Source organism: Pelagibacterium lentulum, from assembly GCF_003992625.1.
GTDB lineage: Bacteria > Pseudomonadota > Alphaproteobacteria > Rhizobiales > Devosiaceae > Pelagibacterium > Pelagibacterium lentulum.
In genome coordinates this window covers 150,838-175,777 of the sequence record NZ_RZMW01000042.1, presented here as the reverse complement: position 1 = coordinate 175,777, position 24,940 = coordinate 150,838, and the positions used below count along the sequence as shown (strand labels likewise).

19 protein-coding genes are annotated in these 24,940 nt (G+C 58.9%); 6 read left to right on the top strand and 13 right to left on the bottom strand.

Features of this window, described 5'->3' with window-relative positions:
- Positions 1-10: 10 nt before the first annotated feature.
- The gene (locus EO133_RS16835; protein WP_127073810.1) at positions 11-673 is read right to left on the bottom strand and encodes a helix-turn-helix transcriptional regulator; all 663 of its coding nucleotides are present in this window, start codon (positions 671-673) and stop codon (positions 11-13) included.
- A 211-nt stretch (positions 674-884) separates the two neighbouring features.
- Here EO133_RS16835 and EO133_RS16830 point away from each other — a divergent pair, with 211 nt between their 5' ends.
- The gene (locus tag EO133_RS16830; protein ID WP_244640847.1) at positions 885-1,487 is read left to right on the top strand and encodes a flavin reductase family protein; all 603 of its coding nucleotides are present in this window, start codon (positions 885-887) and stop codon (positions 1,485-1,487) included.
- An 11-nt stretch (positions 1,488-1,498) separates the two neighbouring features.
- On the opposite strand, the gene EO133_RS16825 is transcribed toward EO133_RS16830, so the two are convergent.
- The 5 genes from EO133_RS16825 to EO133_RS16805 form a co-directional block, all read right to left on the bottom strand.
- Positions 1,499-3,412, bottom strand: a complete 1,914-nt coding sequence (locus tag EO133_RS16825; RefSeq protein WP_127073809.1) for a potassium/proton antiporter — start codon at positions 3,410-3,412, stop codon at positions 1,499-1,501.
- A 178-nt stretch (positions 3,413-3,590) separates the two neighbouring features.
- Positions 3,591-3,929: a divalent-cation tolerance protein CutA gene (gene cutA, locus EO133_RS16820; protein WP_127073808.1), complete on the bottom strand. Its 339-nt coding sequence runs from the start codon at positions 3,927-3,929 to the stop codon at positions 3,591-3,593.
- A gap of 5 nt (positions 3,930-3,934) precedes the next feature.
- Positions 3,935-4,804: a c-type cytochrome gene (locus EO133_RS16815; protein WP_127073807.1), complete on the bottom strand. Its 870-nt coding sequence runs from the start codon at positions 4,802-4,804 to the stop codon at positions 3,935-3,937.
- Positions 4,805-4,898: 94 nt separating this feature from the next.
- Positions 4,899-5,858, bottom strand: a complete 960-nt coding sequence (locus tag EO133_RS16810; protein ID WP_127073806.1) for a carbohydrate kinase family protein — start codon at positions 5,856-5,858, stop codon at positions 4,899-4,901.
- Positions 5,859-5,933: 75 nt separating this feature from the next.
- Positions 5,934-8,378, bottom strand: a complete 2,445-nt coding sequence (locus EO133_RS16805) for a heavy metal translocating P-type ATPase (RefSeq protein ID WP_244640859.1) — start codon at positions 8,376-8,378, stop codon at positions 5,934-5,936.
- Positions 8,379-8,664: 286 nt separating this feature from the next.
- Between EO133_RS16805 and cueR the strand changes: the two genes are divergently transcribed.
- Complete coding sequence (gene cueR / locus EO133_RS16800) at positions 8,665-9,072, top strand: Cu(I)-responsive transcriptional regulator (protein ID WP_127073804.1); 408 nt, start codon at positions 8,665-8,667, stop codon at positions 9,070-9,072.
- A gap of 11 nt (positions 9,073-9,083) precedes the next feature.
- Here cueR and EO133_RS16795 read toward each other — a convergent pair whose 3' ends face one another.
- The 3 genes from EO133_RS16795 to EO133_RS16785 form a co-directional block, all read right to left on the bottom strand.
- The gene (locus EO133_RS16795) at positions 9,084-9,677 is read right to left on the bottom strand and encodes a thermonuclease family protein (RefSeq protein ID WP_244640846.1); all 594 of its coding nucleotides are present in this window, start codon (positions 9,675-9,677) and stop codon (positions 9,084-9,086) included.
- A gap of 113 nt (positions 9,678-9,790) precedes the next feature.
- Complete coding sequence (locus EO133_RS16790) at positions 9,791-10,660, bottom strand: OmpA/MotB family protein (protein WP_127073803.1); 870 nt, start codon at positions 10,658-10,660, stop codon at positions 9,791-9,793.
- A 2-nt stretch (positions 10,661-10,662) separates the two neighbouring features.
- Entirely contained in the window at positions 10,663-11,448 is a 786-nt protein-coding gene (locus EO133_RS16785; RefSeq protein WP_127073802.1) for a motility protein A, read from the bottom strand.
- A gap of 197 nt (positions 11,449-11,645) precedes the next feature.
- Between EO133_RS16785 and EO133_RS16780 the strand changes: the two genes are divergently transcribed.
- Positions 11,646-13,064: an outer membrane beta-barrel protein gene (locus tag EO133_RS16780; protein ID WP_127073801.1), complete on the top strand. Its 1,419-nt coding sequence runs from the start codon at positions 11,646-11,648 to the stop codon at positions 13,062-13,064.
- Here EO133_RS16780 and galU read toward each other — a convergent pair.
- On the bottom strand, positions 13,048-13,944 hold the full coding sequence (gene galU / locus EO133_RS16775; RefSeq protein WP_127073800.1) for a UTP--glucose-1-phosphate uridylyltransferase GalU: 897 nt from the start codon (positions 13,942-13,944) through the stop codon (positions 13,048-13,050). The genes EO133_RS16780 and galU overlap by 17 nt on opposite strands.
- A gap of 127 nt (positions 13,945-14,071) precedes the next feature.
- Here galU and galE point away from each other — a divergent pair, with 127 nt between their 5' ends.
- The 3 genes from galE to EO133_RS16760 are packed head-to-tail and all read left to right on the top strand — an operon-like array spanning position 14,072 to position 17,504.
- Positions 14,072-15,067, top strand: coding sequence for a UDP-glucose 4-epimerase GalE (gene galE, locus EO133_RS16770; protein ID WP_127073799.1), 996 nt, complete (start codon positions 14,072-14,074; stop codon positions 15,065-15,067).
- The gene (locus EO133_RS16765; RefSeq protein ID WP_127073798.1) at positions 15,022-16,278 is read left to right on the top strand and encodes a lytic murein transglycosylase; all 1,257 of its coding nucleotides are present in this window, start codon (positions 15,022-15,024) and stop codon (positions 16,276-16,278) included. The genes galE and EO133_RS16765 overlap by 46 nt, the downstream gene beginning before the upstream one ends.
- 47 nt (positions 16,279-16,325) lie before the next feature.
- Positions 16,326-17,504, top strand: coding sequence for a DUF459 domain-containing protein (locus EO133_RS16760; protein ID WP_164735065.1), 1,179 nt, complete (start codon positions 16,326-16,328; stop codon positions 17,502-17,504).
- A gap of 151 nt (positions 17,505-17,655) precedes the next feature.
- Here EO133_RS16760 and EO133_RS16755 read toward each other — a convergent pair whose 3' ends face one another.
- From EO133_RS16755 to EO133_RS16745, 3 genes are all read right to left on the bottom strand, one after another.
- Positions 17,656-19,086 (bottom strand): glutamate synthase subunit beta, encoded by a 1,431-nt coding sequence (locus EO133_RS16755; RefSeq protein WP_127073796.1) that lies wholly within the window; start codon positions 19,084-19,086, stop codon positions 17,656-17,658.
- Positions 19,087-19,097: 11 nt separating this feature from the next.
- Positions 19,098-23,819, bottom strand: coding sequence for a glutamate synthase large subunit (gltB, locus tag EO133_RS16750; RefSeq protein WP_164735064.1), 4,722 nt, complete (start codon positions 23,817-23,819; stop codon positions 19,098-19,100).
- Positions 23,820-24,268: 449 nt separating this feature from the next.
- Positions 24,269-24,727: an Hsp20 family protein gene (locus EO133_RS16745; protein ID WP_127073795.1), complete on the bottom strand. Its 459-nt coding sequence runs from the start codon at positions 24,725-24,727 to the stop codon at positions 24,269-24,271.
- Positions 24,728-24,940: the final 213 nt, after the last annotated feature.

The following is a 24,940-nucleotide window of genomic DNA, read 5'->3' as shown; positions in this document are numbered from 1 at the left end:
CAGTTTTGCGTCAGGCGGGCGTGATGCGATAGGCACAGCGCCGGGCGCCTACGATAATATGTTCGATGCGCTCGATCTGCGCATCCGGGCCGAGCACCTCGCGAAAAACGGCAAGTTCGGCGCGGCAGAAATTCTGGCAGGCGGCGGCAGCGGCGCAAATGGGGCAGTGGTTTTCATAGAGCAGGAAGCCGTCGCTTTCGTCGTGCTCCCAGTCGGCCATATAGCCTTCGCGTGTGCGGATATCGGCAAGCCGTGCGACGCGGGTTTCGAGATCGGGTGCGGTTTCGAGTTCGGCGCGATAGGCGGCGCGGGTCTTGGCCTCGCGGGCATTGATGATCTGCTCGAGCATTTCCGAACCCAGCTCTTGACTGATCGTTGCCAGCAGATCCACGGTAAGCGCGGCATGGGTATCGGGAAAGCGTTTCTGGCCCTTGGCGGTCAGGCGCCAGAACTGGGCCGGACGACCGACACCGCGGGCCTGAGACCAGCTTTCGACGTAACCTTCCTCGGCAAGCCGCGCCAATTGCTGGCGCGCCGCTTCGCCGGACGTGCCCAGGGATTTGCCCAGATCGGCGGCAGATTTATCGCCGTGCATCTTGAGCAGCATCAGGATGCGATCGCCTGCGCTGCGCGGGGTCCATGCGGGTAACGAATTGGCGACGGTGCTTGACATGGCTCTTGCAGTCTATTTAGAAAGTGCTTGCTTGGAAAATAGAGGATTGGCCGCGATAGATCAAGCGGTAGCCTCATTGCCGCCATGACAAAAATGTCATGGGCCGCGTGATCTGGCAACACGTGGCGCTCTTACAAAGGGCAATCGGCAATGCCATATTTGCAGTTTGCGGCTTTTGGCTCCCCGAATTGGAGCGAGGCGCACGATACGAATGAAAGTAGGCAATATGCCGTTGCAAAAAGGGTTGGCTTCGACCTTGTCACCAGATGGGGATCAAAGTGCTCCGGAAGTCTCCGTTCGCACGCTGACCCTGGATGGAATCCCGCTTGAGGCCGGTCCTGTAAGTCATCGCCAATTTGCCGATACGATGGCTCACCTTGCCTCAAGTGTGTGTATCGTCACGTCCGGGGAAGCGGGCCAGTGGGAAGGCCGGACTGTGACCGCAATGGCGTCCTTGAGCGCCACGCCGCCCTCGCTTGTGGTCTCAATCACAAAAGGTAGCGCGTTGGCCGAGCAGATCGTCCGCACCGGCGGATTTTCTGTTGCCATGCTGGCGTCCGATCAAAACGATATTGCCGACATATTCGCAGGCAAGTCGATTTCAGGCGGCCGGTTCGATACGGGGCAATGGCAGTCCTGGGCTTCCGGGCGCCCCAAACTTTCAGGGGCAATGGCGGTGATCGATTGTCAGTTGGCCGGCGTGATCGAATTGGACACGCATTGCCTTTTCGCAGGCGTTTTCATGGCTTCGGAATTTGGCGATCACAAGCCGCTGCTCTGGCACAATCGTGGGTATGCTTATCTGGCCGGTTAACCCGGTTGCCGTCAGGATTGCCGTGCGTTTTCGATCGGCTCTGTCGGTCCGTCCGTTTCGGTCGATGGTTGTTCTGCACCCGAGGCCGGTGAAGCAACCGGCTTGGCGAAGGGCTTTTGCCGTCGCCTTTTGAGCCGGCGCATTCGCGTGGTTGCCAATTCGAGCAATTCCCGGCCATTGAGGAAGAACTTGACGCGGGCCGGCTGAGGTTCCTGATCGATGGTCAGGCCGGCATCGGCGACGTTGCCGTTTACATCGACGCTGCGCACGATCAACTCAAGATTGCCAACCGCGACCCGATCGCCTTCTTCGGCGCTGCCGCCAAGGCGCTCAACCATGAACTCGGAGATGGACTTGTCCGCCGACACATTGGGTGCAATGTTCATGCCATAGGCTTCCCGCAGGGCGCTTATGGGCTTTTCCGGATTGATGGGGAAGGCGCCGAAGAAGTCCTTGTCGTCGGCCTCCACTTTGGCCGGACTTGCAAAGAGCCGGTCGAGCAGACGCGTATAGCGCGGTGCGATGAACATATAGATGTAATCGCCCGGCTTGATCCGGCCCGCATATTGATAGCGCATGGATTGCCCGTCGCGGACGACAAGCGAGGGCCGTGCCCAGCGCGGCAGGCGTTCGCCCTCGGCAACCGGGCTGCCGGGGACGACGTGATAAACGATGAGTTCGTGATGGGCATTGCCGGGCAATTCCAGCCCCACGCGCTCGACCGGTCCGATGCGCGGCGGTACGATAAGTCCCAACCATTGGGCCATGGGCCTGATGGTCCAGCCCTGCACAAGCAGTGAGGTCAATACGATGATGAAGGCCGTATTGAACATCATCGTCCCGTTGGGCAGGAAGGCAATCAGGGGCAGTATGGCCAGAAGGATCGAAACGGCGCCGCGCAGGCCCACCCATGAAACGAAAGCGATTTCGTCACGCTGATAGCGGAAGGGCAGAAGGCACAGCCAGACCGCAATGGGACGGGCAACAAACATCAGGAACAGGGCCAGCGCAATGGCTGGCAGCGCAACAGATGCGAATTGCGAAGGGTTGGCCAGAAGTCCGAGGATGAGGAACATCACGATCTGGGCAAGCCAGGTCATGCCATCTTGAAATCGCACCAGTGAAGATTTCCCGCGCACGCGGCGATTGCCTGCGACAAGGCCGGCAATATAGGCAGCAAGGGCTCCCGAGCCACCGAGCAGGCCGGTCAAGGCAAAGATCGAAATGGCCATGCCCAGCACCATGATGGGATAGAGCGCGCCTTCAAGCTCAAGCCGGTTGATGACCTGAACGATCAAAAGGCCCCCGCCTATGCCGACCACGACGCCGAGCCCCATCTGAATGGCAAAGCCCGCGAGCAGTTCGTGGGTCAACTCGCCAAGGCTGGTGCCCGATATTAAAAGTTCCACGAACATGACGGTCAAAAAGATGGCCATCGGGTCGTTCGATCCCGACTCCACCTCAAGGGTCGACCTGACTTTTTCACGGATGGTGATGCCGCCCACACGCAGCAGGAAAAACACCGCAGCGGCGTCGGTCGAAGAGACAATCGCGCCCATTAACATGCCCTCAAGCAGCGTGAGGCCGAGGACGAAATGAGCGGCTATGCCAACGACAAGCGTTGTGAGGACAACCCCGATCGTTGCCAGTATGATGGATGGAGCAGCGGTTTGCCGGAAGGCCTTGAGCGAGGTGCCGAAGCCGGAATCGAACAGAATAACGGCAAGCGCGAGAGAGCCGACGAAATAGGCGGTATTCACATCGTCAAATTGCAGGCCAAGACCGTCTGAGCCAGCAACAAGGCCGATGCCGAGAAAGATCAAAAGCAGCGGGGCGCCAAAACGAAAAGCCACAAGGCTTGTAAGGACAGAGATCACGATTAGTCCCGCTCCGATAAGGATCAGCGGGAAAATCCAATCGACCATTGGCGGCACCCAGAAATTGTTACCCCTGTATTGACACAGGATAGGATCGTAAAAATGGCAATGAAGCGGTCGGCCGGAACCGGCCGCCAGAGACGAGTATAAAAAGCGCTTATTAAAGAATAGGGTGCGTTTGGCTCAGGTCCACCCCCGGACCTGACAAAAAACGCAAATCGGGCAATTATTTTGTCCGGCTGGCGGTTTGGGTTGCAAGCCAGTCGAGATAGGGCGCGTGGCCTGCCGAGATCTCGATCATCACGATTTCGGGTACCTCATAGGAATGCAGCGCAACGACCGTTGCTTCGAGTGCTGAAAAGAGCGCTGTACGGGTCTTGACCGTCAGCATGATCTCTTCGCCCTGTTCGATCTTGCCCTGCCAGGCATAGGTGCTTTTGATGGCGTGGGACTGAATGCAGGCGGCGAGGTGGGTCTCGATCAGATGGCGCGCGATGGCGTCAGCTTCGGCCTGATCTTTGCAGGCGATCTGAACAATGGCAGGGCGCTCGGTGTCGCTATTCATCGATCTCAATCCTCGATGTCGAGCATGTAAGTGGCCACGGCGGCAATATCATCCTGTGTCCAGTGAGTTGTGCTTTCCGAGATCACTTCGGCCATGGTGCCACCGGGAATATCGAAGGAGGGGGTGACGCCGCCTTCAAGAACCTCCTCGAGCCATTCACGGTCATAGCCCAGGACGGTCAGCGCCTCGGCGGTGATCGCTGGCGCGTCGCCGCCCGAGAGCGGTTCGGCGGTCTGGCCCCCGATAAAGTTTCGCGGGGTGTGGCAGGCGCCGCAATGGCCCGGACCGTTGACGATATAGGCGCCGCGGTTCCAAAGGCCGGAACGGTTTGGGTCCGGCTCGAACCGAGCGGGAGCGAAAAACAGGTTTTTCCAGGCAGCAAGACCAAAGCGCATATTGAAGGGAAAACCGATCTGATGGTCGGCAGCCGATGCGGCAACCGGAGGTACAAGCTGTAGCGCCGCATAGAGATCGGCAATGTCGGCATCGCTCATCAGTGTGTAATTGGCATAGGGGAAGGCGGGATAGTAATGGCTGCCGTCCGGGGCAATCCCTTCGCTCATGGCCGCGGCAAATTGCTCAAGGGTCCAGCCGCCGATGCCGTGAACCGGATCGGAGGTGATATTGGGGGCGACGAAAGTGCCGAACGGGGATTCGAGCGGTGCGCCGCCGCTGAGAAATGCACCATCATTGCGCGTATCGGTATGACACGCGACGCAGCCGCCAAGCCTTATGAGATAGTCGCCATGGGCCGGATTGGCGCTTGCAAGATCAAGCTGCCGGACGGGTCCGTTTACCGGGCGCAGCATGAAAGCGGTCGTTACAAGGCCCGCCAGAACGATAAGCCCAAGCGCAATCAATCGTTTTCTTGGCATGGTCTGCGATCCCCTCATTGCCGACTGCCAGCATAAGAGCAAAGGCATTGCTGCCAGACAACCTGCTCGCCATCTTGTGAGAAAGGTTTGGCGATTAGCCCTGGGCCAAGATGGATTCGACTTCGGCGCGGGTTGGGGGCACACAGCCGATATGGGCGCAATTGAGCCCGGCCACGACCGCGCCGAACCGCAGGATTTCGGTGAGCGCGAGGCCGTCAAGTGCCCCGATCTTGCCCGGCGCCAATGCGTTGCGATCGGCAATGGCCGTTAAAAGACCAGCCATCAGACTATCGCCAGCGCCGACCGTGTCGCCAAAGACCGGCGGGCTGTATATCGGCGCGCTGGCCTGGGCGCGGGTGGTGAAGGCGCGCGAACCCTCTTCCCCTTTCGTTACAACGACCAATTCGCAATTGGGGCGGGCAAGCAGGTCCGATGCGTGATCCTCAAGGGACTTGCCGGCATCGAGCGCGGCGAGGTCTTCGTCGGAGACCTTGACGATATGAGCCAGATCGAGAAACTGGCCGAGGCGGTCCTTATAGCCGTCAAAGTCTGAAATCAGGCTGGGACGCACATTGGGATCAATGGAGAGCACCGCGCCGCTTGTAGCGACTTTGCGGACCACATCGAGCCAGATTTCAGCGTCGCCGGGTTCGATGGGCAGAAACCCACCGATCTGGAACAGATCGATTGCCGGGGGGAGAGCTTTTTCCAGCTTGTCGCGGGAAATATCGCGCTCTGCTGTGCCCTGCCGATAAAAGGCGTAGGCGGGAAGCCCTTTTGCGTTGCGGGTCACAACCGCAAGGGTGGTGTTGCAGGGGGAGCGGCCGGCAACGAGTTGGTGAACCCCTGCCGCATTGAGTGGCCCAAGCAGGAGATCGCCGAATGTATCTTGGGAGATGGGGCAAAGAAAGCCGGTATCGTTGCCCAATTTGGATAGCGCAATTGCGCAGTTATACGGCGAACCGCCCGGATGCGCGCCCATCTCCAGAACGCCGCCATTGACATCAGGTTTGGAAACCAGATCGATCAGGCTTTCCCCTGAAACAACAAACATGGCATCCCCCTCGTGATCTGGCCGTGATGGCGCTTCTATAGCAGGTTGAGCGCCGCCGCCAAGATCGATATGCGACTAAAGTTGAATCTGAGCTTGCCGATCATCGCTCATGGGTATGCGGAAGCGCTTCAACCTCAGTGCATTGCCGAGCACAAAGACGCTCGACATGGCCATAGCCCCTGCGGCCAGAACGGGCGATAACAGCAGCCCAAAGGCAGGATAGAGCACACCTGCAGCGACCGGGATAAGCGCGGTGTTATAGGCAAAGGCCCAGAACAGGTTCTGCCGAATGTTGCGGATTGTTGCCTTTGAGAGCGCGATTGCGTTGGGCACGCCCTTGAGGCTGCCCGACATCAGCACCACATCAGCGGCCTCGATGGCAATATCGGTGCCCGTACCGATTGCAATGCCCACATCGGCTTCGGCAAGCGCGGGTGCGTCGTTGATCCCGTCGCCAACAAAGGCGAGCTTGCCATATTCGGTCTTCAAATCGCGGATGGCCGCCACCTTGCCGTCAGGCAGGACTTCGGCCACCACCCGATCGATTCCCAGCCGCCGTGCGATTGCCTCGGCGGTGCGGCGGTTGTCGCCGGTGATCATGGCGACCTTGAGTCCCAGATCATGGAGGGCAGAAATGGCCGCTGGCGTGGTCGGCTTGATCGGGTCGGCAACCGCGACAATGGCGGCGAGCTTGCCGTCGATTGCGGCATAGAGCGGCGATTTTCCATCTTCTGCCAGACGCGAAGCGGTGGCGGCAAACGGGGCAATGTCGATACCGAGCTTTGCCATGAACCGATCCGCTCCGATCTCGACCCGTTGCCCTCCCGCCTCGGCCCGTACACCATAGCCGGTGACGCTATCGAAGTTCGCGAGTTCGGGAAGTGACAGGTTCTCTGCGTGCGCGGCCTCAACGATGGCGCGCGCGATGGGGTGTTCGGACTTGGCTTCAACCGCTGCGACCAATGCCAGAACCGCGTCGCGGGTAAATCCGTCTGCTGTTTCGAGGTCGGTCAGGGCAGGCTTGCCCTCGGTCAGCGTGCCCGTCTTGTCGAGCGCTACGACGCGGGCGTCCTTTAGCGACTGCAGCGCCTCGCCCTTGCGGAACAGGACGCCCATTTCGGCGCCCCTGCCGGTGCCGACCATGATCGAGGTCGGTGTCGCAAGGCCCATGGCACATGGGCAGGCGATGATCAGCACCGCCACGGCATTGACCAGTGCGAAGGTGATCGCAGGATCCGGTCCAAAGATTGCCCAGACCAGGAAAGTCAGCGCCGCCACGAGCATGACGGCGGGCACGAACCACAGCGTTACCCGGTCAACCAGGGCCTGGATGGGAAGCTTGGACCATTGCGCTTGCTCGACCATGCGAACGATCTGCGCCAGCATGGTGTCAGCGCCAACGGCGGTCGCACGGAAGGTCAGCGCGCCGGTCTGGTTGATCGTACCGCCCACCACGGCGGCGCCGGACGCTTTTTCCAGCGGCACCGGCTCGCCCGTAAGCATGGACTCATCGACAAAGGACGATCCGTCGACCACTTCGCCGTCGACCGCGATGCGCTCACCGGGTCGCAGGTCGAGGAGATCGCCGGTTACAATCTGGGAGAGTGGTAGTTCAACTATCTCACCGTCGCGATGCACGCGCGCGGTCTTGGGCTGAAGGCCGACAAGGTGCTTGATGGCTTCCGAGGTCCGGCCCTTGGCGCGAGCCTCGAGATAACGGCCAAGCAGGATCAGGGTGACGATAACAGCGGCGGCCTCGAAATAGACATTGACGGTTCCCACTGGCAGCAAGTGCGGGGCAAAGCTCGCAACCACCGAATAGAGCCATGCCGCGAGCGTGCCGACCGCGACCAGCGAATTCATATCTGGCGCGCCTTTGGCAAGGGCCGGCAGACCTATCCTGTAAAAGCGCAGGCCCGGCCAGAACAGCACCACTGTCGTCAGCGCAAATTGAAGATACCAGCTCTCGCGCATACCGATGGTGGTCATGACGAAATGGTGGATGGCAGGAACAAGGTGCGAACCCATCTCCAGCACAAAGACGGGAAATGTCAGGATGGCGGCGATGGCAACGTAACGGGCCAACGCGTTCTGTTCGACCTGTTTGCGGATCGCGTGAGCTTCGTCATCCCCGGTGCCGCGCACGACCTGAGCCTGGTAGCCCGCGGATGCTATCGCCGCCACGAGACCGGCTTCAGTGACCGCGGCGCCCGCCGACACCGATGCGCGCTCGGAGGCGAGATTAACCGAAGCAGCGTTTACGCCCGGCACTGTCAGCAATGCTTTTTCCACCCGCGCCACACAGGACGCGCAGGTCATACCATCGATGGCCAGTTCCAGCTTGTGGGCAGGAACCTCATAGCCTGCATCCTCAATCGCCAGCACCAGCGAGGCCGTGTCGATGGGCTTTTCCAGGGTGATTTCGGCGCGCTCCGTCGCCAGATTGACATTTGCATTCTTTACACCGTCCACCCGCGCCAGCGCCTTTTCGACGCGGCCAACGCATGAGGCACAACTCATACCCAGCACGGGAAGTGTAATTTTCGGCTGTGAGTGAGACGTGTTCGGTTCGATTTCGGTATGAATCGTTGCGCGGGTCGTCATTTTCTAATCCTGCTGGAAGCCCAATGGTGCCTTTGTGGACCTTCCTGTCAATGGAAGGTCAAGCGGGTTGAACGAAATTCCTAAGAAAGCCGAACGCTTGTTCTTTGGGCATCGCGCGGCCAGTCTGGCCGTCATCGGTTGCCCCTTGAGCTTCCAGTTGCTGGAATCTTATATTGGGAACAACAGATTTGGAGATGTCGCCATGAATATCGGAGCCGCCGCCGAGCGATCGGGCCTGCCGCCCAAGACCATTCGCTATTATGAGGATATAGGCCTTCTCAAGGCCGATCGCGCCGCAAACGGCTATCGTGACTATTCACAAGAGGATGTTCACCGATTGCGGTTTGTGCAGCGCGCGAGAAGTCTTGGCTTTTCGGTCGAAGAGTGTCGGCAATTGCTCTCGCTTTATGCCGATCGCAGTCGCGCCAGTGCGGATGTAAAGGCAATCGCGACAGAAAAGCTCGGTGAGATCGACCGAAAGATCGCGGAATTGACCGAGTTGCGCGGCGTGCTCGGGCATCTGGTCGAGAACTGTCATGGCGACGCCAGGCCCGAATGCCCAATCATCGACGGGTTGTCCGGCAAGACTGAGGGGCATGAAGCTGCCTGATCCTCGCCGTATCAGCACCAGGGTTGGCGGGCGCCGCCCCAGGGACGGGCGAGACCTTCGGCAACCAGAATCATGCCGAGCGACTGACCATCACGCTTGAGAACGCGCAGTTTGCGGCCATAGCGATCCTCATCGCGATGGTCCCACATCTCGAGCGTGAATGGGCCTGCATTGACCAGTTCGAGCATCCGGTCGGTCGCCCTTTGGCCCAGCGCCAGTTCTTCCGCGCACTGATGGGATCGGATTTCGGGCGTATCGATATCGGCGATGCGGATCGATTGGCCGTCAATGCGGATCGTATCGCCATCGATGACGCAGGTGCCGCCGGAACGGGGGCACAAGACAAAGCTCCGGAAGATGGTGGTGCCTTGTGCCAGCGGTGTTGTCGCGGTGGTTGCCGGACGCGGCTGGATGAGACTGGACAGATCGACAAGGCCGCGCGCCTGCGCGATATAGGCCAGCAGGACGACAATCAGCAGCCCCAGAGCAATTTCGATCAATGACCCGGACCGGCGCCGATGCCGAACCGGGCGCAATGCGGGATTGGCCCTGCGCCGCCCAAATGTCTGGCCGCCATTCCTGCGCGCTGGATTGACCTTGTTCACGCCCGTTTCTCCGAATCTGTCTTCGGCCCTGAGGCTGATCGCAAAAGGCTAACCAAGGGTAAGCGCGGATCCCGGACGATGTACGTAGGCGCCCCGGTCAACCCGATAGATCCCTATGGTTCCCAGGTAATGGGGACCGGCGGTTCCTCGTTGAGGATCGTTATCTTGACCCGCTGGTTTGCCGACAGATACGGGTCATTGGCGAAATAGGGTTCGGTTTCGGCCCGGCCGACAACCGCCTTGATCCGGCCCGAAGACAGCCCAAATTCCTCAAGAATCTGCCGGGCAGCATTGGCACGGTCAAAGGACAGCTCCCAAGCGCCATAGCGCGGGTCGGAATAGTGATTGCCTGCTGCGGTGTGGCCGGAAACCTGAATCTGATTGGGTAGGCGCTGGATCACGGGTGCGATGGCCGCGATAGCCGCGCGGGTCGCCTCATAAGGATATTTGGACCCTTCTGGGAACATCGGGCGGCCCTCCTGATCGACAATGAGGATATCGAGACCTTCCTCGGTCTCCTCGACGATCAACTGGTCCGCGATGGTCGTTATGTCGGGATTTTCGCGCCATGCCTGCTGAACGCTGGCAGCCGCCAGCGAAAACAGCTTGGGCGTTTCAATGTCGTTGCGCTCATCGTCAAACGTGTTGGCGCGCGGTCCCTGATTGGAAAAACGATCATGGTCTTCGGTTGCAAACTGACTTTCGGCCGGGTTGATTTCATGGGTCAGCATGCGCTGGAACTGGCGCTCGGGATTGCCGTCACGTTCCATGACTGCGGAATTGGAGAAGGTCTGCACGACGCCGAATGCGTCGCGCATGGAGCCCGCAACCACCTGCAGTTTGCGCTCGTCCTGAATCGAAAAGGAAATGATCAGGACGAAAAAGACCACGAGGATCGACATGAGGTCGGCAAAGGTCACAAGCCATTCAGGGACGAAGGCTTGCCGTCGGTTTTTTTTCTTTCCTGCGACTGCCGCTGCCATGATCAGGCTGCCTTGAGCTGAGCTTGTGCGCCGACTTCGCCGTCGCGCTGGTGTTCGGGCAGATAGGCAACGAGCATTTCGCGGATCAGGGTCGGGCTCTTGCCATCGCGAATGGACATGACGCCGTCGATGATGAGGGTCTGGTTGACTTCCTCAACGTCCAGCTTGGCAATCAGCTTGTCGGAAATGGGCAAGCAGACCAGATTGGCCAGCACAGCGCCGTAGAGGGTGGTCAAAAGCGCAACCGCCATGGCCGGGCCGATGGCGGACGGGTCATCCATATTGCCCAGCATCTGGACCAGGCCGACGATGGTTCCGATCATGCCGAATGCCGGTGCCGCATCGCCAAGGGATTTGAAAACACGCTGGCCCTCGGAAAGACGCGCCAGATAGCGGTCACGCTCGAGTTCCATCGATTCGCGGATGAAGGCAGCATCGTAGCCATCGGCGATATATTGAGCGCCCTTGCGCAGGCTCGGCTCGTCAAAATCGACACCTTCGAGCCCGAGCGGACCTTGCTTGCGTACGACGTCGCCCATTTGCGCAATCTTTTCGATCAGTTCGCGCGGCTCGACTTTCTTGTGCGTGAAGGCTTCGCGTCCGCCGGTTACGACCGCTTTTGCGACACCTGAGAGCGGAAAGCGGATCAGGGTTGCGGCAAAGCCGCCTCCCAGAACGATGAGGATCGCCGGAGCGTCCACAAAGGCAGCGAATGAGCCCCCCATGAAGATGGCAAAGGCGATAACCGCTGCCCCGAAGACGATGCCGATAATTGTGGCCAAATCCATGCCGATACTCCTCGCGCGTTCTGCGCGTACGCAATACTCATTGAGGGGGACTATAGGGGGAGAGAGTCTAATCACCTCTTAATCGCGAGCATCTCAATTTGCGACAAAGGGTGCTGAGGACCTTTTTTGATAAGGCTTTTTTAACCATAAGTTGAAATCGTGGGCGCGCGCGTGCCGCGCTATCGGAGTGCCTTACCTTGAATGCGCAGACCAACCAGATACAGACGCTGCTGATCGCGGTGGTCGCTGCGCTGGTGATCGGTTTTGCCTTTGGCGCTTATGCACAAGGGGATGGATCGCGCACGAACAACCCCGATCTGCTGCGCGGTTCATACGGACCGTTTTGTGAGCGGCCCATGTTGTGCCATCCTGAAATCCAGGCGCGGGCGCTCGAACAGCCTCTAAGGACTCACGCTGCCCCGGCACCTGTGGCCGCACCTGAACCTGCGGGAGCCGACGTGGCAGTACCCGTTGCCTATGAGCCGATCCAGCCTGCGCCGGAATATCAGCCTCCGCCCGTTTCGCACTCGCCGTGGCAATTTCGCTATGGAGTAAGCCTGAGGGGGCGTTTCGTCATAAGCGAGGACAATGAGCGCTTCGATCTGATTGCCACGCCGCGCGCCTCTTGGATCTATGAGGGGTCGCGGACGCAGGTGGGGATCAATAGCGAAGTGTCGGTGGTGGCGCCGGGGGATAACGACGCGCGAATCGAAGAGGCGCGCATGTCGTTCGATGTGGCGCACAGGCTCGATTCCTTTACCGGCCTTTCGGCCGAGGGTGCTCTTGCAATACGTCAGAACGATCCGCGCGGTCTCGATTTTGCGCCAAGCGGTGCGATGACCGCGCCGCTGGAATTTGCAGGTGAGGTCAACACGCGTGCCTCCCACCAGTTTGGCCGCGCGGTGGCGACCTTTTCGACCGGTCTAGCGCGTTCATACAAGGACGAAACATTGCTCAATGATGGCAGTGTCATCGACAACAGCGCGGATAGCAGCACGCGCGTTTCGGCCGGTTTGCGGCTATCACAAGAGATTTCTCCAATCATTTCGATCTTTGGGCAAGCCGATGTGGCGCGGGAGGCATTCGATACCGCTGCGCCCGGTCTTGGCGTAAAACAGGATAGCTGGCTCCCTCGATTGCGCGGCGGGATAAGTGGCAACTGGAACGATGTCGTAACCACCGAAGCCTCGCTTGGCTATGGCTGGCGCGTTTTTGACGTGGATACGCTTGAGACGGCTCATTCCATTCTCTACGGAGCGGCGCTTGGCTGGCGTCCCAATGGCACGACGCAATTGCGCCTCGCTTTCGATAGCGCCATCGGGGCAGGCGGAGGTGGTAATGCGGCCAGATTGGACTACGATTTGACGCTTGAGGGCAGCTATAGGGTCAATTCATGGCTCGCTCTGCGGGCAAGCACGGCCGCGGGCTGGCAGTACGATATGGATGGCAATTGGGGTGAGACCCGACTGACCGCCGGTATCGGCTCCGATATTATGCTTGGGCGCCACAGTAGTCTTAATTTCGACTATGCCTATGGTGTGCGCGAGAGAGCAAATGCTGATCCGGCGACACGCGAGGAGCACCGGATCAGCGGTGGTGTTACTCTTCAATACTGATGGGCAGGCTGTCCGCGAGTGCCTTGAGCTCTGCGGTAAAGGCATCGGCGATGTCGGGCCGATCCAGCGCAAAAACGAGATTGGCGGTCAGAAAGCCGATCTTTGAACCGCAGTCGAATGAACGGCCTTCATATTTCACCCCGGTGAAACGTTGCATATCCATAAGGTGCCGCATGGCGTCGGTGATCTGAATTTCACCGCCGGCGCCAACCGTTTGTTCGGACAGCAGCGTAAAGATTTCAGGCTGGAGAATGTAGCGGCCCGAGATGATGAGATTGGATGGCGCTTCATCGGCTTTTGGCTTTTCGACCATGCCGGTAATGGAAAAGCCGGTATCGGGACCCTCGCCGCGCGCGACAACGCCATAAGACGATACGTCCGCAGGGTCGACTTCTTCGACCGCGATCACATTGCCGCCGGTCTCCTCATAGGCTTCCATCATCTGCTTGAGCACACCGGGTTCCGAGCGGAAAATCATATCGGGCAAAAGCAGAGCGAAAGGCTCGCGGCCTACCAGATCGCGTGCGCACCAGACCGCATGGCCAAGCCCCAGCGGTTCCTGCTGCCGGGTGAAACTTGTCTGTCCGGCACGCGGCAGGTCGCGACGCAATTCTTCAAGGGCCGCTGCCTTGCCGCGAGATTCCAGGGTCTGCTCGAGTTCAAACTGACGATCGAAATGATCCTCAATGACACCTTTGTTGCGCCCGGTCACGAAAACGAAATGTTCGATTCCGGCTTCGCGGGCTTCGTCAAATGCGTATTGGATGACGGGGCGATCGACAACGGTCAGCATCTCCTTGGGCATTGCCTTGGTGGCGGGCAGAAAACGAGTGCCAAGACCGGCGACGGGGAAGACTGCAGTTCGGACTCTTTGGGCCACATGGGCCTCCTTTTTTCTTGCAAGAATATTTCGTAAGAGAGTTTCAAGGGCTTATTGCCACTAATGCAACCCACAATCACCCGTTGAGGGTTCGCTTTTTTATACGAACCATACCAAAGAGGACAGCATGGGCGTACTTGTGACCGGTGGCGCGGGATATATCGGCAGCCATATGGTGCTTTATCTTGCCGACCGGGGCGAAAAGGTTGTCGTGCTGGACAATCTCGTGACCGGCTTTGACTGGATGGTCGATCATCGTGTTGACTTCGTTCAGGGCAATATTGCCGATAACGCGCTGGTTTCCCGTTTGATCCAGGATCATGGCATCGATGCGGTCATCCATTTCGCAGGATCGGTCGTGGTGCCCGAATCTGTGGAAAATCCGCTCAAATATTATCGAAATAATACTGCAGCCACCCGCGACCTGATCGAAACCTGCGTGCAAAATGGTATCAAGCATTTCATTTTCTCGTCCACTGCCGCGGTTTACGGCATGGTCGGGCTTGAACCGGTTGCCGAAGACGCGGTTTTGACGCCCGTTTCGCCCTATGGGCGGTCCAAGCTGATGAGCGAATGGATGTTGGCCGACGTTGCTGCCGCCCATCCCATGACCTATGGCGTCCTGCGCTATTTCAACGTTGCGGGGGCCGATCCTGAAATGCGTTCGGGGCAATCGACGGCAGGGGCGACCCATCTCATCAAGGTTGCGGTGCAGACTGCGTTGGGGCTGCGCGCGTCGATGAGCGTTTTCGGTGACGATTATCCGACCCCTGACGGCACCTGCGTGCGCGATTATATTCATGTCTCCGATCTTGTCGCTGCGCACGGTATCCTGCTCGATCATTTGCGGGCGGGCGGGGAAAGCCGCACAATGAATTGCGGCTATGGCCGTGGCTTTTCGGTTGATGAAGTGGTCAGTACAGTCAAGCAGGTAACCGGGGTGGATTTCCCGGTCGTGCATGGTCCGCGCCGGGCCGGGGACCCCGCATCGATCGTTGCGGGGGCCGACAGGATCCGCTCCATGGACTGGGAGCCACAATTTGACGACCTGCCAACAATTGTGGAAATGGCCTATAAATGGGAACGTTATCTCAATACCCGAAACGACAGGCCCGCGGTCTGAAGTCGATCATTTTCGCGCTGGCGCTTGTCCTATCGGGCGCGGCGCCAGCGTTCGCGCAGCCGATTGAAAGTTTCGATGCCTTCAAGACCCGGTTCGAGACTGTGGCTGTCAGCCACGGCATCGGACTGGATTTTTATCGGGCGGTGATGGGGCCGGTGCGCCAGGATGAGTCGATTGCCCGACTCATCTCTGGCCAGCCCGAATTTGCCACCCCGATATGGGACTATCTCGATCAGCGTGTGACCGCCTCGCGCATTTCGCGCGGGCAACAGGTCTATCGCCAGAACCGTGCGCTGTTCGAGCAGATCGGTGCGGCCTATGGGGTCGATCCCTATCTTTTGGCGGCAATCTGGGGCGTTGAAACCGATTATGGCGCAGCGCTTTCCAATAGCGCGATGATAAAGCCGGTCATCGCTTCGCTTGCAAGTCTGGCCCATCAGCGGCGCGGACGTGTGGCAGAAGATGAGGCTGAATTGCTTGCTGCACTCACGATCCTGCAGCGGTCAGGCATGGCATCGGACCAACTTGTCGGCTCATGGGCCGGGGCTTTGGGGCATTTGCAGCTCATCCCGACTGCCTATCTACAATATGGCCGGGACGGTGATGGTAACGGGACGATTGACGTGCATGGTTCGCTTGCCGATGCGCTGGCAAGTTCTGCCGCCTACCTGCGGGGACTTGGCTACCAGCCGGGGCTCGATTGGGGCTTTGAGGTGGAGGTACCCGACGGGTTCGATTATCTGCTCGCGGATCGAGAGCAGATGCGCCCGATCCGGTTTTTTGCCGAGCGGGGTGTGACGCGCGTTGCGGGACGGCAGTTCGGCAATCCCGATACCGAGGTATTTCTCTACGTTCCGGCCGGAAAAGATGGGCCGAAATTTCTCGCAACGGCGAATTTCCTGGCAATAAAGGGCTATAATTTTTCCGATTCTTACGTGCTTTCTGTAGGGCATCTGACCGACAGGCTCAAAGGGTCGGGACCGATTGTCGCGTCCTGGCCGCGCCAGACGCGGTTTCCGAACCGGGCCGAGCGCATTGAAATTCAGACGCTTCTGACGCAACTGGGCCATTATGGCGGCGCCATCGACGGCATGGTGGGGCCGATAACGCAGAGCGCTTACGCGCGCTTTCAGGCGCAGGCGGGTCATGTGGCCGATGGGTTCATCACCGCGAATAGTCTTACACTTCTGCGTGCTCAGGCGGGTCAGTGAGGGCTTTGGCAATGTTCGCGCAACCGTGTTTGGGGTATAGTTCCGCCATGACGATCCGGCACCTTATCGTGGCATTCATGCTGGCGCTTTTGGCGCTGCCTTTGGCTGCGCCAGCGGCATATGCGCAGGATCAGGCGCCGCGCCGTTCGCTGTTTGAAGTGTTGTTTGGCAATTCCAACAATCAGCCCAGTCAGCCGCCCGCGACAACCCAGCAGCGCACCATGCCGCAGCCCCAGTCGTCGCCCCGTCCCCAGCAACAGGCGCCACGCCCGGCACCGCAGGCGAGCCTGCCGCCAGCGCCGGCGGCGGTGGACAAGGATGAGGATGCGACAAGGATCGCGGTTTTCGGCGATTCCCTAGCGGTAGATCTGGCCGCTGCCATGAACCGTTTTTATGCCGAGGATCGGGCAACGCGAGTCATCGGGCAGGGCGTTGGGTCTTCGGGCTTTGTACGCAACGATTTTTTCGATTGGCAAGGCGCGCTCGATCAGGCGATCGCCAATGACAGTTTCGATATTGCTGTCGTGATGGTCGGTATCAATGACCGGCAGGTGCTCGGAGGCGCCGCGGCGCTGTCCGAGCAATGGAAAGCCAGCTATTCAGCGCGTATAGAGCGTTTCGTCAATACGCTGGCACGGGCGGGCAAACCTTTTGTCTGGGTCGAATTGCCGCCGATGGAGCGTACGCAGTTTTCCTCTGATATGGCCCAGATTTCGGCATTGCACAGATCGGCTGTGCAATCGGCCGGTGGCGAATGGGTCGAGACGTTTGAACGCTATATGAGCGAGGCTGGCAATTACACCGCTGTCGGGCCTGATCTCAGTGGCAATATCGTTTCCATGCGCAAGGGGGATGGCATTCACCTGTCCAATGCCGGGTCGGATAAGCTCGCCTTTTTCATTGATCGGGCCATTCGCCAGCATCATACGGGCAGTCCCGGCGGCAATCGCTCGGAAGTGGCCGATCTTCTGGCCGGGACCGATGCCGCGGACATGCTGCGTCCACCCTTTCAAGGGTTGGGGCAGTCACGGCATTTCGAGATGGCTGGATTGGTGCAGCAGATTGGCGGGCAAACGCGGCGCGCCAACGATCTGCTCATGGCTGGAGGCCAGTCGGCTGCGCTTGCAGGGTTCGATCTGGAAACCATGATGGTTGCGCCCGCCGGTCGCGTGGATGCATTCGGCGCCGTACCCGAACCGGCCCTCGAAAATCGATACGGGCGATAAAAAGGCCGGGCACCAAGGCCCGGCCGTTTTCAGGTTCTAGAGCCGTTCAGGATTTGATTGAATCAAAACCCGGCTCCAGATCTTTGTTTTATCGCGTGTCCGAACCGCAAAACCGTTTCCACTTTTGCTGGACACGCTCTTTTTTTCAAGCTCAGCGCGGCAGGTTGGTTTCGCCCATCAGGTCGAAATCTATGGCGCGGGCGGCTTGACGGCCCTCGCGGATTGCCCAGACGACAAGGGACTGGCCGCGGCGCATGTCGCCTGCAGCATAAACCCCATCAACAGACGTCTTGTAGCTGAAAGTATCAGCAAACAGATTGCCGCGCTTGTCGAGCTTGGCGCCAAGCTCGTTGAGCATACCGTCATGGATCGGATGGGCGAAGCCGATGGCCATCAGCACCAGGTCGGCCTTCAAAATGAAGTCGGTGCCTTCGATCGGCTTGCGCGACTGGCTGACGCGGGCGCATTTCACACCGGTTACATGGCCTTGTTCGTTGCCGACAATGGCTAGTGTTCCTGCGGAGAATTCACGTACGGCCCCTTCGGCCTGGGAGGAGGACGTGCGCATCTTTATGGCCCAGTTCGGCCAGTTTGTGAGCTTGTCTTCGATTTCAGGCGGTTGGGGGCGAATATCGAGTTGAGTGACTGAAATCGCGCCCTGCCGGAACGAGGTGCCGATGCAGTCCGAAGCCGTGTCGCCGCCACCGATCACGACCACATGCTTGCCCGATGCGAGCAATTGTTCTTCGTTGCTGACATCCTCGCCGCCATTGCGGCGGTTCTGCTGGACGAGGAAGGGCATGGCATAATGCACACCTTCAAATTCGGTACCTTCGCAACCGGGGTGACGTGGAAATTCCGAGCCGCCACAAAGCAATACGGCGTCGTGGTTCTCGCGCAGGTCCGAAAGCGGGCGGGAGACGCCGATATTTTCGCCAAAGTGGAAAATCACGCCTTCGGCTTCAAGCTGTGCCTGCCGGAAGTCGATATGGTGCTTTTCCATCTTGAAATCGGGAATGCCATAACGCAGAAGGCCGCCCGGCTTTGGTTCGCGTTCATAGACATGAACGGCGTGACCGACCCGTGCCAATTGTTGCGCCGCCGCGAGCCCGGCGGGGCCCGCCCCGACAATGGCAATTTTCTTGCCCGTTTTTTTCTTGGCGATCTGCGGCTTGATCCAGCCGTCGCCAATGGCGCGATCGGCAATAGCCTGTTCGACGGTCTTGATGGCGACAGGTGTGTTCTCGAGGTTGAGCGTGCAGCCTTCCTCACACGGGGCAGGGCAAATCCGGCCCGTGAATTCGGGGAAGTTGTTGGTGGAGTGCAGGTTGCGGGCCGCTTCTTGCCAGTCATCGTTCCAGACCAGATCGTTCCAGTCGGGAATCTGGTTGTTGACCGGGCAGCCCGTTACCTCGCTGTGGCAATAGGGAATGCCACAATCCATGCAGCGAGCAGCCTGCTTTTTGACCTCGTTCTCGGTCAGCGGAATTGTGAATTCGCCAAAATGGCGGATACGATCCGAAGCCGGTTCGTAGCGCTGTTCCTGACGATCGATTTCGAGAAAGCCTGTTACCTTACCCATGCTTTCCTCCTTTATTCCGCAGCCGTCGGGCGCATTCTGCCGCCCCGGCGCTTTTCTTCCATTTCCTGAATCGCACGGCGATATTCGACCGGCATGACCTTGACGAATTTGGGCCGGTATTCCTCCCAATTGTCGAGGATATGCTTGGCGCGATCCGAGCCGGTGTAATGCAGGTGGTTCGAGATAAGCTGGTAGAGCCGTTCGTCGTCATGCTTGGTCATGTCGCCCGAAATATCGACCCGGCCATGCCATTCAAGATCGCCACCATGGTGGTGGAGCTTGCGCATGAGTTCTTCTTCTTCCTCGACCGGCTCGAGATCGACCATGGCCAGGTTACAGCGCGAGCGGAAGCTGTCGTCCTCATCGAGAACGTAGGCCACGCCACCGGACATGCCAGCAGCAAAGTTGCGCCCGGTCTGGCCGATCACAACGACAAGCCCACCCGTCATATATTCGCAACCGTGATCGCCTGTGCCTTCCACAACCGCAATGGCACCGGAATTGCGCACGGCGAACCGTTCGCCAGCCACACCGCGGAAATAACATTCCCCGGCGATGGCGCCGTAAAGCACCGTATTGCCTACGATCATCGACTTCTCGGGCACGATCTGCGCCTTTGCCGATGGGCGGATGACAATGCGTCCGCCTGAAAGGCCCTTGCCAACATAGTCGTTTGCATCGCCTTCAAGATCGAAGCTGACGCCCTTGGCAAGGAAGGCGCCAAAGCTCTGGCCTGCCGTACCGGTAAACTTGACCGCGATCGTATCCTCGGCCAGCCCGGCATGACCGTGCGCTTTTGCTACCTCGCCGGACAGCATGGCGCCTGCGGAACGGTTGAGCGAGCGGATCGGCATGTCGATCTGCACGGGCTCCTTGGTGTCGATGGCGTTGCGTGCCTTTTGGATCAATTCGCGATCCAGAACCGCTTCGAGATGGTGGTTCTGGAATTCGGAGTGATAGATCGTATCGCCGCCCAGGGGCTCGGGCTTATAGAACAGCTTGGAGAAATCGAGCCCCTTGGCCTTCCAGTGATTGACCAAGCGGGTCTGATCGAGAAGGTCCGAGCGGCCAACAAGATCCTTAAGTTTTTTGACGCCAAGCTGGGCCATGATCTGGCGCAGTTCTTCGGCGACAAAGAAGAAGTAGTTGATGACGTGTTCGGGCGTTCCCTTGAACCGCTTGCGCAGGACCGGGTCCTGTGTGGCAATGCCGACCGGGCAGGTGTTAAGGTGACACTTGCGCATCATGATACAGCCTGCCGCAATCAACGGCGCCGTCGAGAAACCGAATTCATCCGCACCCAGGAGCGCACCGATCAATACGTCGCGACCAGTCTTGAGACCGCCATCGACCTGCAATTTGACGCGCGAGCGCAGCCGGTTGAGCACGAGTGTCTGGTGGGTTTCGGCAAGGCCGATCTCCCAAGGACCGCCAGCGTGCTTCAATGAGGTCAGTGGCGAAGCGCCCGTACCGCCGTCATAGCCGGAGATCGTGATGTGGTCGGCGCGCGCCTTTGCAACGCCAGCCGCGACCGTGCCCACGCCAACTTCCGACACGAGCTTGACCGAAATGTCAGCTTCGGGATTGACGTTCTTGAGATCGTAGATGAGCTGGGCCAGATCCTCGATCGAATAGATATCGTGGTGCGGCGGGGGCGAAATCAGGCCCACGCCGGGTGTCGAATGCCGGGTCTTTGCAATCACCCAATCGACCTTGTGGCCGGGCAACTGCCCGCCTTCGCCGGGCTTTGCACCCTGAGCGACCTTGATCTGGAGCATATCGGCATTGACCAGATATTCGGTCGTGACGCCAAACCGGCCCGAAGCGATCTGCTTGATGGCCGAGCGTTGCGGGTTCATCGACCCATCGGGCATGGGCTTGAACCGGTCGGGTTCTTCGCCACCTTCCCCGGTATTGGACTTGCCGCCGATCTGGTTCATGGCGATGGCAAGGGCCGTATGGGCCTCGCGCGAGATCGAGCCAAAGCTCATTGCACCGGTTGAAAAGCGTCGCACGATCGATTCAGCAGATTCCACTTCGGAAATATCGACAGGCTCGCCAAACGGCTTGACCCCGAACATCGAACGGATGGTCAAAAAGCTCTCATTTTCGCCGTTTACGGCCGATGCGAACGCGTTGTAGCGGTCCTGTGCGGTTTCTTTGGAACTGCCTTTCAAGCGTACCGCATGTTGGAGATTGGCAACGATGCCCGGATCCCAGGCATGGGCTTCGCCGCGGATGCGATAGGCATATTCGCCGCCCACATCGAGGGCCTTGCGCAAAACGACGTCCTCACCAAAGGCGAGCGCGTGCCGGCGCACGGTTTCCTCGGCGATTTCATTGAGGCCAACGCCTTCGATCGAGGTTGCGGTGCCAAAAAAGAACTTCCTGACCAAATCGGTCGAAAGACCGACGGCATCGAAAATCTGGGCGCCGCAATAGGATTGGTAAGTGGAGATGCCCATCTTGGACATCACCTTCAAAAGCCCCTTGCCTACCGACTTGATGTAGCGATGGATGACTTCATCGGCCGAAACTTCAGGGGGAAACTCACCCTCGGCGTGCATGGCGGCAAGGGTTTCAAACGCCAGGTAGGGGTTGATCGCTTCCGCGCCATAGCCGGCCAGAACGGCATAGTGATGAACTTCGCGCGCTTCGCCGGTTTCAACCACCAGGCCCGAAGACGTCCGCAGACCCTTGCGGATCAGGTGATGGTGGACAGCCGCGGTCGCGAGCAGCGCCGGAATGGCGATGCGCTTGGCCGACACGAGACGGTCGGACAAGATGATGATGTTATGGCCGCCAAGAACAGCCTTTTCGGCGCGGGCGCACAGTGCCTCGATGGCCTCGCCCATGCCTTCTATGCCCTTTTCGACGCCATAGGTGATGTCGAGGGTAACGGTCTGGAACTGGTTGTCAGCCATCTCGCCAATGGCACGGATCTTTTCGAGATCTTCGTTGGTGAGAATGGGCTGGCGCACTTCGAGCCGCTTGACGGTCGAAAGGCCTTCAAGATCGAAAAGGTTCGGACGCGGGCCGATAAAGGACACAAGGCTCATCACCGATTCCTCGCGGATCGGGTCGATAGGCGGGTTCGTGACCTGTGCAAAATTCTGCTTGAAATAGGTATAGAGCAGCTTGGGCTTGTCCGAGAGCGCCGAGAGCGGGGTATCGGTGCCCATGGAGCCGACGGCTTCCTGGCCGGTCGTGGCCATGGGCGCCATCAAAAGCTTGACGTCTTCCTGCGTGTAGCCGAACGCCTGCATGCGGTCGAGCAGGCTCTCGCTGGTGGGCGGAGCCTTCGGTTCGGTATTGGGCAGGTCTTCCAGAACGATCTGGGTCTTGCCGAGCCACTTGGCATAAGGGTTCTTGCCCGAAAGCGCCTTCTTGATCTCTTCGTCCGAGACGATGCGGCCTTCTTCGAGATCGAGCAGCAGCATCTTGCCGGGCTGCAAGCGCCAGCGCTCCACAATATCTTCGTCGGGAATATCGAGCACCCCGGATTCTGACGCCAGAACCACATGGCCTTCCTTGGTGACAAGATAACGCGCCGGGCGCAATCCGTTGCGGTCCAACGTCGCCACAACATAGCGTCCATCCGAAAGCGACATGGCGGCCGGGCCGTCCCATGGTTCCATCAGTGCTGCGTGATACTCGTAAAACGCCCGGCGTTCCTCGTCCATCAACGGGTTTCCAGCCCAGGCTTCGGGAATTAGCATCATGGCCGCGTGGGGCAGTGAATAGCCGCCGCGCACGAGGAATTCGAGCGCGTTGTCAAAACAGGCGGTATCGGACTGGCCCTCGTAGGAAATGGGCCAGATCTTGGAGATTTCGTCGCCGAACAGGTCGGACGCAACGGAGGCCTGCCGCGCAGCCATCCAGTTGACGTTGCCCCGGATGGTGTTGATCTCCCCGTTATGGATGGTCATCCGGTAGGGGTGGGCCAGCTTCCATGAGGGGAAGGTGTTGGTCGAAAAGCGCTGGTGGACAAGCGCGATGGCGCTCTCGAACTGCTCGTCATGCAAGTCTGGATAGAACTTGCCCAACTGGTCGGCGAGGAACATGCCCTTATAGACCAGTGTGCGGGCCGACATCGAAACGATGTAAAAACCATTATCGTCCTGTGCCTCGGGGATTTCGGCATAGACGGTGTTGGAAATAACCTTGCGCACGATCAGGAGCTTGCGCTCGAAATCGTCGAGCGTGGCAAGCCCATCGGGCCGCGCCACAAAGACCTGTTCGATGATCGGCTGGGTGGCGATCACGCCCTCGGAGAGGCAGGAATTATCGAACGGGACAACCCGCGTGCCCAGAACCTTGAGGCCCTCGCCTTCAAGGCATGCGTTCATCACCGTCTCGCACTTGTCGCGCAATGCGGTGAGGTTGGGATAAAAAACCATGATTACGGCGTAGTGGCCTGCCGCGGGCAGGTCGAAATCGGTGGTCTTATCGAAAAAGGCATGCGGGATTTGAACCAGAATGCCCGCGCCGTCGCCCATGAGAGGGTCGGCGCCAACTGCGCCGCGATGCTCGAGGTTCTCAAGGATTTCGAGACCCTTCTGCACCACCTCGTGGCTCTTTTTATTCTTGATATTGGCGATCATGCCGATGCCACAGGCATCGTGCTCGTTGCGCGGATCGTACAGTCCTTGTGCGGGCGGATTTTTAAGGGTGGTCGCCACATCCGAAATCTGCCGGGATGCGTCGATCAAGCTTTTATCCATTTCACCCATTCTCAAGTCCTCGCCAAAGTTACCGAACCGGCCGGTACGCCACTTGTCCGTGCAGGCCACTGTCTCGGGTCGTACATTTTGTACGGCTCGGAGTGAGCAGCCCAATTCTTTACACTAAGAGCGGCACTGCATCCAAATGGCCGCTCGAAAGGGACTTTGAAAGTCCCATCTGCCTTTCGAGCCTTTGCCGGCTTTTAGAAGGGCAGAAACGCAATGGATAACCGGGAGACGGCTACCTTGCGGTTTTACATCTGGTTTACCCTTCCTCCCTGCATGGCGCAAAGGATAAAACCATAGAATGGACAATAATACTGTCCTAATTTTGGTGGGACATTGGCAGATTTTGCTGCAGGGGGCAAGTAGCCTATATGATTTTGCCTATACAAATTGGGCGCGGACCGTTTCCGGCCGCGCCCCTGCAAAGTTTCGTAGGGCAATAAGGCCCTGTTTTAGTTTACGGTTTTGTCCTCAATAGTGGTCGTGCCGGAGGTCGCAATATCGATCTGGCGAGGCCGCTTGGATTCGGGCAATTCGCGCTTGAGTTCGATATGGAGCAAACCGTTTTCCATAGACGCACCAGAGACTTCCACATATTCGGCAAGCTGGAAGCGCAGCTCAAAAGCGCGCTCGGCAATGCCACGATGGAGGAATTCCCGGTTCTTGTCGTCGGCTGTGCCGTTGCGCCCGCCCTTGACCAGAAGGCTGTTTTCCTTGGTCTCGATAACGATATCGCCAGCAGAGAAACCGGCAACCGCAATGGTCACGCGATAGGCATCCTCGGCAGTGCGTTCGATATTATAGGGAGGGTAGCTCTTGGCATCTTCCGATACCAGATTGTCCAGCCGTGAGAACAGGCGGTCAAAGCCGACGGTTGAACGGTAGAAGGGGGTAAAATCAAGACGTTGCATGGTGACTTCTCCTAAGTTCAGCAAGAATCACATTTTGGGCTATCCCGATAGGCTTCCCGATCTTTGGCAAAGCGTTTCGAGATATTTGTTCCCGGCTCATCCGGCGAACAACAATGAGATAGGAGCCGCATTTTCGCCGTTCAAGAGGCGCAAGGCCGGAAAAAGTGTCGTCACATGAATTGAAACTGAACGGGCCGATTGGGCTGCGTTCAG

Excerpts from the sequence above, each read along its gene's own strand:
- EO133_RS16835 (WP_127073810.1), bottom strand. The coding sequence starts at position 673 with ATGTCAAGCACCGTCGCCAATTCGTTACCCGCATGGACCCCGCGCAGC.
- EO133_RS16830 (WP_244640847.1), top strand. The coding sequence starts at position 885 with ATGAAAGTAGGCAATATGCCGTTGCAAAAAGGGTTGGCTTCGACCTTG.
- EO133_RS16825 (WP_127073809.1), bottom strand. The coding sequence starts at position 3,412 with ATGGTCGATTGGATTTTCCCGCTGATCCTTATCGGAGCGGGACTAATC.
- cutA (WP_127073808.1), bottom strand. The coding sequence starts at position 3,929 with ATGAATAGCGACACCGAGCGCCCTGCCATTGTTCAGATCGCCTGCAAA.
- EO133_RS16815 (WP_127073807.1), bottom strand. The coding sequence starts at position 4,804 with ATGCCAAGAAAACGATTGATTGCGCTTGGGCTTATCGTTCTGGCGGGC.
- EO133_RS16810 (WP_127073806.1), bottom strand. The coding sequence starts at position 5,858 with ATGTTTGTTGTTTCAGGGGAAAGCCTGATCGATCTGGTTTCCAAACCT.
- EO133_RS16805 (WP_244640859.1), bottom strand. The coding sequence starts at position 8,378 with ATGAGTTGTGCCTCATGCGTTGGCCGCGTCGAAAAGGCGCTGGCGCGG.
- cueR (WP_127073804.1), top strand. The coding sequence starts at position 8,665 with ATGAATATCGGAGCCGCCGCCGAGCGATCGGGCCTGCCGCCCAAGACC.
- EO133_RS16790 (WP_127073803.1), bottom strand. The coding sequence starts at position 10,660 with ATGGCAGCGGCAGTCGCAGGAAAGAAAAAAAACCGACGGCAAGCCTTC.
- EO133_RS16785 (WP_127073802.1), bottom strand. The coding sequence starts at position 11,448 with ATGGATTTGGCCACAATTATCGGCATCGTCTTCGGGGCAGCGGTTATC.
- galE (WP_127073799.1), top strand. The coding sequence starts at position 14,072 with ATGGGCGTACTTGTGACCGGTGGCGCGGGATATATCGGCAGCCATATG.
- EO133_RS16765 (WP_127073798.1), top strand. The coding sequence starts at position 15,022 with ATGGGAACGTTATCTCAATACCCGAAACGACAGGCCCGCGGTCTGAAG.
- EO133_RS16760 (WP_164735065.1), top strand. The coding sequence starts at position 16,326 with ATGACGATCCGGCACCTTATCGTGGCATTCATGCTGGCGCTTTTGGCG.
- EO133_RS16755 (WP_127073796.1), bottom strand. The coding sequence starts at position 19,086 with ATGGGTAAGGTAACAGGCTTTCTCGAAATCGATCGTCAGGAACAGCGC.
- gltB (WP_164735064.1), bottom strand. The coding sequence starts at position 23,819 with ATGGGTGAAATGGATAAAAGCTTGATCGACGCATCCCGGCAGATTTCG.
- EO133_RS16745 (WP_127073795.1), bottom strand. The coding sequence starts at position 24,727 with ATGCAACGTCTTGATTTTACCCCCTTCTACCGTTCAACCGTCGGCTTT.